We start from the raw sequence: 11,742 nt of genomic DNA on the forward strand, positions 1-11,742 counted from the left end.
TAGGCAGAGGGGGGGCAGACCTCGCGCCAAACCTCGAAGTGTGGCGCAGTACCCCCTCTGGGTTGCCACCCATCTCCCCCGCAATGGGGGAGATGGGAGCGTCGTGGATGGCGCCTTCCTTCAATCGATTTCCCTGAGTCGGCGCGGTGACGCCACCCTCGCGCCACGTGGATCCGTCGTGGCGCTGAAGCCTTTTCGAAGGCGCGTGCCGGTCCGGATGCGTGGTCTCGGCCCGCCTGACTCGAGAGAGTTTGCCCTCACGCCGCGGCGCTGGCGAGAAATGCCTCCTCGGCGAGCTTGATCGCCGAGGGCGTGCCGACGGTGATCCAGACGCCGTCGAGGCGCACGCCGTAGAGCCGCTCGGCCTCGATCGTCCGGTCGAAGATCCGGTTGAGCGAGAATTTTTCCGGCTTCATCCCGGCAAAGAGCTCGGGCTTGAGGATCGCGCCGCCGGCATAGATGAAGGGCGAGATCACCCGCTCGGGAACCCGGGCCAGCCGGCCGGAGGGATCCATCACGAAATCGCCGTCGCCGTCGTAGCCCGTGGCCTGCCGCATCTCGGCGATCAGCAGCGAGACGTCCATCTTCGCCGGGTCCCAGAGCTCGGCGAGGAGGTCGAGATTGTCGCGGTAGCCGTCGATCCAGAAGGTGTCGGCATTCAGCACGTAGAAGGGGTCTTCCCCGAGCTCCGGCAGCGCCCTGACGATGCCGCCGCCGGAATCGAGCAGCGCGTCGGTCTCGTCGGAGACGACGATCTCGACGTCCTTGCGCTTCCTGAGATGGGCGCGCATCAGGTCGGGAAGGTAGTGGACGTTGACGACGATCCTCGTCACGCCATTGCGGACCAAGGCGTCGAGCCCGTAGTCGATGAGTGCCCGGCCGCGGATCTCGATCAGCGGTTTCGGCATGGTCGAGGTGATCGGACGCATGCGCTTGCCGAGGCCGGCGGCGAGGATCATCGCGGTCTTCGGCTTGAAGCGGGGCTGGATACTGTGGAGCGTCATGGTCTTGTCGATCGTTCGGGTGATGCGGCGCCGGCGGCCCCGGCTGCGGTGATGCCCCATTCGCCATAGAGATGGCGAAGGGCCGACAGCGAGGGGTGACCGAGCGTTCGGGCGAGATAGCCCTTAATCCGCGGTATGTGACGCAGATATTGCGGCTTGCCGTCTCTTTTGAGTAGGCGGACGAAAATGCCGAGAATTTTCGAGGCGCGCTGCGCCGCCATGATTGCATAGTCGCGCTCGAATGCGAAGGCGTCGAAGCTTGCGTCGGCGGCCCGCCGCTCTGCCACATAGGCGGCCGTCAGCGCCGCCTCGAGCTCGGCCGAGACGTCGACGCGGGCATCCTGGGCGAGCGAGGCGACGTCGTAGGCCGACGGGCCGATCACCGCATCCTGGAAGTCGATCAGCCCGATCTTCAGAACGACGGCGGCCTCAGGCCGGTAGATGATGTTCGGCGAGTGGAAGTCGCGGAGAACGAGGGAGGTTTCGGCGGTTGCGAGTTCGTCGAAGATCGCCTGCCAGATCTCGGAAAACAGCCCGCGCTCGTCGGCGCTCGCCGCGCGGCCGATCGCATCCGGCAGATACCAGTCGATCAGGAGTTCGACCTCGGCCGTCATCGCCCGCCGGTCGTAGGGCGGGACGCGGTGGACCGGCCCGCCCGGAACCGGAAGCTCGCCCGGCCAGGCGACGCCGTGCAGCGCGGCGAGGCAGGCGACCGCCTCGTGATAGCGCTCGGGGATCGGCCGCCGCGCCGCGTCGATGACGCCGTCCGTCCCGAGATGTTCGATCAGAAGAAGGCCCGCGTCGAGGTCGGCGCGGTGGATCGCCGGTGCGGCGAAGCCGGGCCTCCGCAGCGCCGTGGCGACGGCGACGAAGGGCGCGACGTCCTCGGCGAGATGGGCGATGCGGCTGTAGGGGAGCCCGTCGCGGATCGGTGGGCCGTCCGGCTGGCGTGGCGCGTCCATCAGCACGAGGGTCTCCTCGCCGGTGCCGACGGTCTCGTAGCGCCGCGTCGAGGCATCGCCGAAGAAGCGCCGGCGCGGCGCCTCGGAAAGCCCCGCCGCGGCGAGGAAATCCCGGATGGCGAGGGTGCGGGCGAGCCGCCCGCCGGCGGTGCCGCGGGTGGTCACTGTCGCTTCGCGGCCGCCCGCCGGCGAAAGCGCGAGGGCGATCGAAACGGTTGCCGCGGCGAGCACTTCCGCCGCCCGCTCCGGCCATTCGACGAGAACGACGCCGGTTTCCACGGCGTCGCGGAAATCGAGTTCGTCGAGTTCCTCGCCCGAGGCGAGCCGGTAGAGATCGAAATGCGCGACGGGCGGCTCGGTCGGATAGGGCTGGACCAGCGTGTAGGTCGGCGAGGGGACTTCGAGCCCGGCATCGCCGGCGAGCGCCCGGATCAGGGCGCGGGCGAGGGTCGACTTGCCGGCACCGAGATCGCCGGAGAGGGCGATGACGTCGCCGGGCCGGACGATCATCGCGAGGTCGGCGCCGAGCCGTTCGGTGGCGGCGGCATCGGGCAGCGCGAGCCGCACGGCCGGAGCGGCCTCGGCCGCGAAAGCTTCCCTGCCGTTCGATCCCGCCGGGTCAGTCGCCCGTGTCATTCGGCCGCGTCCCAGAAATGTTCGTCGCGATCGGTGTCTTCGCCGGGTGGCAGCGTACCGAGCGGGAAGTGGCAGGTGAAGGCCGTTCCCTTGCCGGCGGCCGAGCGCACCTCGACATGGCCGTGATGCAGCTCGACGAAGCTCTTGACGATCGACAGGCCGAGCCCGGCGCCGGACTGGCGACCGCCGATCGGATTGGCTTCGAACCGGTCGAACACCTTTTCGATGTTGGGCGTCGCGATGCCCGGGCCGCGGTCGGAGATCTCGAAGGAGAGCATCCCCTGGTGCCGCCAGGCGCGCACGCCGACGGTCGAGCCCGCCGGTGCGAAGTTCGCGGCGTTGGAGAGGAGGTTGAACAGGATCTGGGTCAACCGGTGGCCGTCGGCGAGGAAACTGCTTCCGGCCTCCGACAGGTCGACGTCGAGGCGGATGTCGGCCGCCTCGAAGCGGTCCCTGACGCCGTCGACCGCCTGTTCCACGGTGCGCGCGATGTCGACCTTGGAGAGCTCGAGCTCCATGATCCCGGCGTCGACCGTCGCGAGGTCGAGGATGTCGTTGACAATTGTCAAAAGTGTCGAGGTCGAGGAGGAGATGTAGTCGAGATACTCGCTCTGGCGCTCGTTGAGGGGGCCGGTCTCGGGCGAGCGGAGCAGGGCCGAGAAGCCGATGATGTTGGTGAGCGGCGAGCGCAGCTCGTAGTTCACGTGTTGGACGAAGTCGGTCTTGATCTGGTTGGCCTGTTCGAGGGCGTCGTTGCGCTCGCGCAGCACCAGCTCGGCGGCCCGCGCCTCGGAGATGTTCGAGAAGGTCAGCATCGTCAGCCCGTTGGGCAGCGGCACGATGGTGTAGTTGTAGATGCGTCCGTCGGAGAGGCTGATCTCGCCGATGAGCGTGTCGCGGCCGTGATCGTCGAAGGCGGTGACCTGTTCGAGGAACAGCTGCCAGCCTTCCGAAAGGCCCGGCTGCGGCGCGCCACCCGGCCCGAGCGTCGTCACCACCTTGATCGTCGCGACGTCGGCGAGGCCCTGGATCCGCGTGCCGTTCGTCAGCTGCGCGGCGTCGATGCCCCACATGTCGGCGAAGGCCGGGTTGGAAAGCCGCATCCGCCCGTCGCTGCCGAACACCGCGACCGCCTCCGACAGATAGTCGATGGTCTCGCGCTGCAGCTGCGAGGTCGACTTGACCTGGCTTTCGAGTTCGAGCTTCTCGGTGATGTCCTCGAACACCCAGGTGGCGCCGCCGCGCGGCTGGGGCGTCGCGATGACCCGCAGGGTGCGGCCGTCGGTCAGGTGCCACATCGCGTCGACCGGCTCGGTCGCCCGATAGGCGGCGAGGTCGTGCTCCTGCAGTTCCGAGCGCATCAGCTTCTCGATCGGCAGGACGCCGCGGGTGCGCAGGTGATCGAGCAGCGCGACGTGGTCGGGCTCGGTCTCGAGATAGGCGTTGGTCAGGTCGAAGAGACGCTGGAAAGCGGAGTTGTAGTAGGCGAGGCGCGTCTTCTCGTCGAACCGCGCCACGGCGGTCGCCAGCTGGTCGAGGGTCTCGGACTGGCTCTCGATGGTCTGGCGCAGCTCGATGCGCACCTGCTCGGTCTCCGAGACGTCGATGGCGAGGCCGGCCGAGCCGGCCGGCCCGGTGGTCTCGACGACGTTGAACTTGCGGCGGTCGGCCGCGACGACGGTCGAGAGCTTGTCGGCGAAGGGCCGCGCCTCGGCGAGATGCCGGGCGACGCGCAGCCGGTCCTGGGCGCTGAGGAATTCCAGCTGCCCGTCGAGGGCGGCGGTGGCGGAGGGCGCGTCGACGGCGGTGGCATAGGCCTGGTTGACCCAGATCAGCCGGCCGTTGCCGTCGCGCAGCCAGATCGCCGCCGGCGCGACGTCGAAGAGCTGCTTGAAGGTCGCGACGCCTGCCTCGGCGCGGGAAAGGGCGGTGGTCAGCTCCTCGAGCCTGCGGCGAATTCCCTCGAGGGCGCTGAACCGGACGACGGCGAGGCCGCCGGAGGTCCGGCCGGCCGCCTCGATCACGCAGTTTTCGTCGAGGTCGATGGCGATGCGGAACGGCGTGGCGTTTTCCAGCAGCGCTGCGAGCGCGGCTTCGAGGCCGTGCGCGGCTTCGGCCGGCATCCAGTCGGCGAAGACAAGGAAACGCTCGGGATCGACCGGCACGCGGGCATGGCCGGCGATCTGGCCGATCACTTCCGGGGCGTTGTGGCCGGCGAAGACCAGGACCCGCTCGTCGCCGGAGATCATCAGCGCCGTGCGGGCATCCGCCGTCGCCCGGGCTTCGTGGAGCTCGCCGCGGATCACGTCGTTCTCGACCTGCAGCATGGCGCGCTGCCGGATCAGGAAGGTGGCGGCGACCATCGCCGCACCGATCAGGAAGGCGAGGACGGAAAGATAGAGGATGTCGCTGTCGCCGAGCGAGGTGCCGAAGGCGGTGGCTCCCGCCTCCGCGGCGAAGACGCATTTCGGCAGCAGGACCAGCCCGAGGGGCTGGACGACCAGGGCCGCCGTCTTCGAAGTCGTGGCGCCGTGACCCGACGCCGTCCTGCGATTCAGTCCGGAATCCATGCGCAACCCGGCGGCGCCCCCGCGCCCGGGTCCGATGTCTTTCGACATGTGAGCCTGTCCTCGTCGTTGCCGCCGCTCTTCGAGACGTACTCAACGCATCTCGACAAGGCTTTCAGGTCCGCATCTCAAAGCCTTGATTCGGACATATTAGCGGCTGCCGACTCGGGCGCAATCCGTAATATTTGACGAAAGTTGAAAACAATTGACCCGGCGAGGCTTGCGCCTCGCCGGGTCGTGTGAATCGCTCGCTGAGCCGGTCGCAAATCAGTAGCGGTAATGCTCAGGCTTGTAAGGACCTTGCTGGGTGACGCCGATATAGGAAGCCTGTTCTTCCGAAAGCTCCGTCAGCCTTGCGCCGAGCTTGCCGAGATGCAGCCGTGCGACCTTTTCGTCGAGATGCTTGGGCAGCACGTAGACCTGGTTCTGATACTGGTCGCCCTTGGTGAACAGCTCGATCTGCGCCAGCGTCTGGTTGGTGAAGGAAGCCGACATCACGAAGCTCGGGTGGCCGGTGGCGTTGCCGAGGTTGAGCAGGCGGCCTTCCGACAGGAGCAGCATGCGGTTCCCCTTCGGGAATTCCACCATGTCGACCTGTGGCTTGATGTTCGTCCACTTCAGGTTCTTCAGGGCGCCGACCTGGATCTCGTTGTCGAAGTGGCCGATGTTGCCGACGATCGCCATGTCCTTCATCTCGCGCATGTGCTCGATGCGGATGACGTCCTTGTTGCCGGTGGTGGTGACGAAGATGTCGGCCGAGGCGACGACGTCCTCGAGCTGCACGACCTCGAAGCCGTCCATCGCCGCCTGCAGGGCGCAGATCGGATCGACCTCGGTGACCTTGACGCGGGCGCCGGCGCCGGAGAGCGACTGGGCCGAGCCCTTGCCGACGTCGCCGTAGCCGCAGACCACTGCGACCTTGCCGGCCATCATCACGTCGGTGGCGCGGCGGATGCCGTCGACCAGCGACTCCTTGCAGCCGTACTTGTTGTCGAACTTCGACTTGGTGACGCTGTCGTTGACGTTGATCGCCGGGAACGGCAGCAGGCCCTTCTTCTGCAGCTGGTAGAGACGGTTGACGCCGGTCGTCGTCTCTTCGGTCACGCCCTTGATGGCGTCGCGCTGCCTGGCGAAGAAGCCCGGCGTCTCGGCCATGCGCTTCTTGATCTGGGCGAAGAGGATCTCCTCTTCCTCGTTGCCCGGCTTCGACAGGACGTCCTCGCCGGCCTCGGCGCGGGCGCCGAGCAGGATGTACATCGTCGCGTCGCCGCCGTCGTCGAGGATCATGTTGGACGGCTGGCCGTCCGGCCACTGGAAGATCTTGTCGGTGTAGGTCCAGTATTCCTCGAGGCTCTCGCCCTTGACGGCGAAAACGGGAACGCCGGCGGCGGCGATCGCAGCGGCGGCGTGGTCCTGGGTCGAGAAGATGTTGCAGGACGCCCAGCGGACCTCGGCGCCGAGGGCGACGAGCGTCTCGATGAGGACGCCGGTCTGGATCGTCATGTGCAGCGAGCCGGTGATCCGGGCGCCCTTCAGCGGCTTGTCGGCGCCGAACTCCTCGCGGCAGGCCATCAGGCCGGGCATCTCGGTTTCGGCGATGTCGAGTTCCTTGCGGCCGTAGTCGGCCAGCGCGATGTCCTTCACGAGGTAGTCGTTCTGCTCGCTCATGTGTTCGCAACTCCGTCTGTGGATCGAATGGGTCGGTCAGGGGTGCGCCGATGCGCGGCCCCGATATGGCGCTGGCTTTAGCAGGCGACGGGTCGCCTCACAAGGCCATATAAACATTTGTACATGTCTTGATCGGAATTTTCGGGCTGGGGATTCGCCGGCTCCCGAGTTACGTTCGCCGCCGGGGTGTGGCGTAATGCGGGGCGGCCTCGGCTTCACGGGAGCCGGCCGCGCCGGGAGGAAGAACATGACGCGCAGCTTCGCCGCGCTGTTGCCGGCCCTCGTCGTCTCGGCGACGACGGCGACAGTGCCGGCCCTATCGCAGACGGCGCCGACGCCGGTCCCGCTCGCGGCCGACCCGCAGGGGCTCGCCGGCCTGGTCCTTCCCTATACGCCCTATCTGTTCGATTTCGCGGTGACGTCGCTGCGCACCCTGGCGCAGATCACCTATTCCGGGCGGCGCTACGATCCGATCACCCGTTCGCTGGTGGTGACGGGGCTCGAGGTCGACCGCGACGCGGTGCATTTCAGGGTCGGCCAGCTGCGCCTGTCGACCGACCAGATGATCCTCGACGACGTCTCCGTCGACACGCGCCGGCTGTCCCTCGATCCGACGACGGCGGCGGTGCTTACCCGTCTCGGCAAAGAGGTCGTGACCGGAACCGTGACCGTCGACTTCGATCTCGACGCGCCGCGGGCGGACTATCTCGTGCAGGCGACGGCGCGGCTCGACGGCATCGGCGCGCTGGAGCTCAATGCCGATCTGCGCGGCTTTCATTTCCTCGCTCCCCTCAGCGATATCGAGGGGGCGGGTGCGGCGCCGGGGAGAAACGCCCCCGAGCTGCGCGGGCAACTCGCCACGGCCGATGCAGCCTTCACCGACATGGGCCTGGTGCCGGCGCTCTACGACGTTCTCGGCAAGAGCCAGGGTCTCAGCCCCGAGGGTGCCCGCAGTGCCGCGACGGTGATCGCCGGGGCCGGCGTCGCCGGGATGTTCGACAAGCTGCCGGGCGGAGCGACCCCGGCGCTTCAGGAAAGGGCGCAGGCGTTCTCGGCCGCCGTGCAGGCCTTCCTCAAGAATCCGGACCGGCTGCTGGTCTCGTTCCGGCCGCAACAGCCTTTCGATCTCGCCCGGCTCACCGACGGCACGGTGGATGCGGCGGACGTCGAGGCGCTGAACCCGCAAGTCGCGACCGGCGAGACGCTGCGCCAGCCGCTGCTCGCCCCCGCCGCGCTGACGCTCGCGCCGGACGCGCCGCTGGCGAGCGTGCTGGCGCTCGCCGAGACGCTGCTCGAAGGCCGCGGCACGCCGCAGAACGCCGGCCGGGCGCTGGAGCTCATCATGCCCGCGGCGATGGACGGCAATCGCGCCGCCGTGGCGCTGCTCGCACGGGCGATCGCCGTCGATCCCTATGTGACGATCGCCCAGGAGAAGCTGGCCCCGAGCTACGTCGCCCTCGACCTTGCCCTCGCCGAGGGACTGCCGTTCGCCGCCGAGAGCCTGACGGCGATCGGCGCCCGCCTCAGCCCGGCGGAGATCGTCGGGGCGGAGGACGACGCGGTGGCGGCCTGGCGCCAGACGCCGGTCGGCCAGCGCCAGCGCGCCGCCGAGATCGAGGCGTTCCGCACCCGCGACTGGGCGTCGATCCGCCAGTTCGCCTACGCCTATTACGAAGGCGCCGAGATGCCGCGCAACATCATGCGCGCCTATGGCTGGGCGTCGATCGCGGCGGCGGGCGGCGACCGCGTCGCCGCCAAGCTGCGCGACGAGCTGACACGGGCGGCCGGCAGCGGCAAGCTCGTCCTGCCGCTCGACCGGGCGCGCAAGGCGACGGACGATCTCTGGGCGCTGATCCTCGGCGGCGACAAGCCCGCCGAACCCGCGGCCACCGGCGGCGACGGGGACGGTGGCGGAACGACGAAGGACGGCGGTGCCGCGGCCGGTCCGGGCGGCTCCGGCACGTTGCCGCGACCCGTGCCCGGAGGCGGGGCGGGATCCTCCGCCGCACCGACGGCGACGCAGGACGGCGGCTCCGCCGCACCCGGCGAGGGGACGCTGCCGGAAGGCGGCACGCTGCCGGGCGAGGGCGGCGCGACGACGCCGTCGCCGCAGCCGCCGCAGCTGAAGGGCAAGAACTCCGGCGAGACGGTGACCCCGGCGGCCGCGCCGGCCGCCTTCACCGGCGGAGGGCGGCCGGCCCTCGCGGCGGTGGCGCGGCAGGCGGCGAACTGACAGGCCGCTCCGGGCTACACGCTCCGGGCTTCCAGCTCGGGGCTTCCAGGTCGAGGCTCCCCCCCCCCCTCGACGCTTCATTGTCGCCGGGACACGTTCGAAAGCCGCGGCGCCTTGACCGGCCGCGCATCCGTCACTATAGCGTGACCATTCTCGGGGCCGGTCCGTCCGCGCCCCGACCGCCCTGCCCATCAACCGACTGAACAAGAAGACGGCCCGCGCCACACCGCGGCACGAGAGCCGGTCTGACGAACGGAGACAAAATGTTCGCAGTCATCAAGACCGGAGGCAAGCAGTATCGCGTTGCCGCCGAAGACAGGTTCACCATCGAGCGCATCGCCGGCGAGGCGGGCGATCTCGTGACGTTCAACGAGGTGCTGATGGTCGGCTCCTCGATCGGCGCGCCCTTCGTGGCGGGCGCCAGCGTCGCTGCCGAGATCGTCGAGCAGACCCGCGGCAAGAAGGTCATCTCCTTCAAGAAGCGCCGGCGGCAGAATTCGAAGCGCAGCCGCGGCCACCGTCAGGACCTGACGATGATCCGCGTCACCGAGATCCTGACCGACGGCAAGAAGGCGTCCGGCAAGGCGAAGGCCGCGAAGCCGGAAGCTGCTGCCGCGAGCGAGCCGGCCGCCGTCGACGCGCCGCAGGCGCCGATGTTCGATGCGCCGGCCGGCGAGAAGGACAAGCTGACCGAGATCAAGGGCGTCGGCCCGGCCGCCGAAAAGCAGCTCAACGCGCAGGGGATCACCACCTTCGCGCAGATCGCTGCGCTCGGCGACGAGGACATTGCGCGGATCGACGCGGCGATGCCGTTCAGCGCGGCGCAGATCCGCGACTGGCGCGAACAGGCGAAGGCGCTCGCCGGCGAATGAGTGGCGCAGCGCGCCGTTGAACCGAATTGACCGGGAACCCGCGAGGGCCCGGGCCTGAAAAGGCAAGGAGATCGAACCATGGCACATAAGAAAGCAGGCGGTTCCTCGCGCAACGGTCGCGACTCGGAATCCAAGCGCCTCGGCGTGAAGAAGTTCGGCGGCGAAGCCGTCATCGCCGGCAACATCCTGGTACGCCAGCGCGGCACGCAATGGCATCCCGGCCTCAACGTGGGCATGGGCAGGGACCATACCCTCTTCGCCAAGTCGGAAGGCGTCGTCGCCTTCCAGAAGAAGGCCAACGGACGAACCTACGTCGCGATTATGCCGAAAGCAGAAGCCGCCGAATGACCGGAGCTTCTGAGCGCCGGCGTTCCACCGACCCGGCGCTCACCCAGCCAGAAGGCACCGCCTGACGGATCGAGCGAAAGGGGAGATGGATCGCCGTCTCCCCTTTTCGCTTGAGAGGAAGGACGATGCGATGACCGAGGAGATGAGCGAAGGGTCGAGGCCGCGTGCGGGGCCGCCTCGCGCCATCGTCACACCCCGGCTGCGGCTGCGGCCGCTGCGGCTCGACGACGCGGAGACGCTGGCGGCGCTGCTCGACGACTTCGAGGTCGTCCGCATGCTCGCCCGGGTGCCCTGGCCCTACGGGGTCGCGGATGCCGAGAGCTTCATCTGCGACTACGGCGACGAGACGGTCTTTGCCGTCTGCCTGAAGGCGAGCGGCGAGCTCGTCGGCGTCTGCGGCCTGCATCCCGGCCGCCGCGGCGGCAATGCCGGCGATCTCGGCTACTGGATCGGCCGTCGCCATTGGAACCAGGGTTATGCCACCGAAGCCGCCCACGCGGCGATCGACTACGGCTTCACGGCGCTCGGCCTCGACGAGATCACGGTCAGCTGCCGGGTCATCAACGAAGCCTCGCGGCGGGTCGTCTGGAAATGCGGTTTCCGCTTTTCCGGCAGCGGCATGATCGACACGCTGGCTTCCGGCCGCGTCGCCGCCGAACATTTCAGCCTCGACCGCAGCTGCTGGCGCTCGCTCAAGGCTTGGGGAGGAACGCCGTGAACCGCAGCAAGAAAGACCGCGCGATCGGGCGGCCCGCCGCGGCCGCCCGGCGCTTCCGGCCGACCGCGGCGCTGTTGCTCGCGATGGCGGCGGCCGGATTGCTCCCGATGGCAGCCACGGCGAGCGCCGCCGGGCCCGCCGCTGCTCGCCACGCTGAGGCGGCGGAGCTGTCGCTGCTGAGGTTCTTCGACGGGCGGGCGCGTTCGCACGGTACGACGACGCCGCTGATCGGACGCGCCGAGACCTTCACCGCGACCTTCACCGGCACGGTGGCCGGCCGGCACCTCAGCCTCGACGAGCGCTTTCGCTTCGAGGACGGGCGGCGGCTGCAGCACTGGGACCTGACGCGCACCGCCCGGGGCCGCTACGAGGGCACCGTGCGCACCGAACTCGGCGACGGCACCATGGCGCCGCCGGTGCGGGTCGAGGGCCACGGCTTTGCAGGCGGCGCCGTCCTTGCCTATGACGGTTACGCGCCGGGCGGCGGCCGCATCCTGCTCGGCTTTCGTCACGTCATGCGGCGGCTCGGGCCGGACAGGGTGGAGAACCGGGTGACGATCGCCAAGTTCGGCCTGCCGATCGCCCATGCCGACGTGATCTTCCGGCGCGCCGGCCGGTGAACGGAACATTCGAGCGGCGCCGCGCCGACAGGGGCGACCGCAGGTGAGACGAGACCATCCAGCGCGGAGGACGGCGACGCCGCCGCGCCGGCAGGACAGACGGACGGTAGGACG

Annotated in this window: 9 protein-coding genes; 5 read left to right on the forward strand and 4 right to left on the reverse strand. The window is 69.1% G+C overall.

From position 1 onward, the window contains the following. Nucleotides 1-257 precede the first annotated feature (257 nt). The 4 genes from J1C47_RS07190 to ahcY all read right to left on the reverse strand — a co-directional run bounded on the left by J1C47_RS07190 (nt 258) and on the right by ahcY (nt 6,837). Nucleotides 258-1,004, reverse strand: coding sequence for a nucleotidyltransferase family protein (locus J1C47_RS07190; RefSeq protein WP_207350073.1), 747 nt, complete (start codon nt 1,002-1,004; stop codon nt 258-260). Further along, entirely contained in the window at nt 1,001-2,602 is a 1,602-nt protein-coding gene (gene tsaE / locus J1C47_RS07195; RefSeq protein ID WP_207350074.1) for a tRNA (adenosine(37)-N6)-threonylcarbamoyltransferase complex ATPase subunit type 1 TsaE, read from the reverse strand. Before tsaE ends, J1C47_RS07190 begins: the two co-directional genes overlap by 4 nt. Next, nucleotides 2,599-5,220: a PAS domain-containing sensor histidine kinase gene (locus tag J1C47_RS07200; protein WP_245396416.1), complete on the reverse strand. Its 2,622-nt coding sequence runs from the start codon at nt 5,218-5,220 to the stop codon at nt 2,599-2,601. Before J1C47_RS07200 ends, tsaE begins: the two co-directional genes overlap by 4 nt. A gap of 216 nt (nt 5,221-5,436) precedes the next feature. Beyond that, nucleotides 5,437-6,837, reverse strand: coding sequence for an adenosylhomocysteinase (gene ahcY, locus J1C47_RS07205; RefSeq protein WP_207350075.1), 1,401 nt, complete (start codon nt 6,835-6,837; stop codon nt 5,437-5,439). A 247-nt stretch (nt 6,838-7,084) separates the two neighbouring features. Here ahcY and J1C47_RS07210 point away from each other — a divergent pair, with 247 nt between their 5' ends. The 5 genes from J1C47_RS07210 (at nt 7,085) to J1C47_RS07230 (ending at nt 11,628) form a co-directional block, all read left to right on the forward strand. Further along, entirely contained in the window at nt 7,085-9,070 is a 1,986-nt protein-coding gene (locus tag J1C47_RS07210) for a hypothetical protein (RefSeq protein ID WP_207350076.1), read from the forward strand. 263 nt (nt 9,071-9,333) lie between these two features. After that, entirely contained in the window at nt 9,334-9,942 is a 609-nt protein-coding gene (locus tag J1C47_RS07215; protein WP_207350077.1) for a 50S ribosomal protein L21, read from the forward strand. 78 nt (nt 9,943-10,020) lie between these two features. After that, a complete protein-coding gene (gene rpmA / locus J1C47_RS07220; protein WP_207350078.1) occupies nt 10,021-10,290 on the forward strand; it encodes a 50S ribosomal protein L27 in 270 nt (89 codons plus the stop codon). Nucleotides 10,291-10,420: 130 nt separating this feature from the next. Continuing rightward, complete coding sequence (locus tag J1C47_RS07225) at nt 10,421-11,008, forward strand: GNAT family N-acetyltransferase (RefSeq protein WP_245396417.1); 588 nt, start codon at nt 10,421-10,423, stop codon at nt 11,006-11,008. Next, entirely contained in the window at nt 11,005-11,628 is a 624-nt protein-coding gene (locus tag J1C47_RS07230) for a DUF3833 family protein (RefSeq protein WP_207350079.1), read from the forward strand. Before J1C47_RS07225 ends, J1C47_RS07230 begins: the two co-directional genes overlap by 4 nt. Nucleotides 11,629-11,742: the final 114 nt, after the last annotated feature.

Origin of the sequence: Jiella sonneratiae (assembly GCF_017353515.1) — a bacterium.
GTDB classification, from domain to species: domain Bacteria; phylum Pseudomonadota; class Alphaproteobacteria; order Rhizobiales; family Rhizobiaceae; genus Jiella; species Jiella sonneratiae.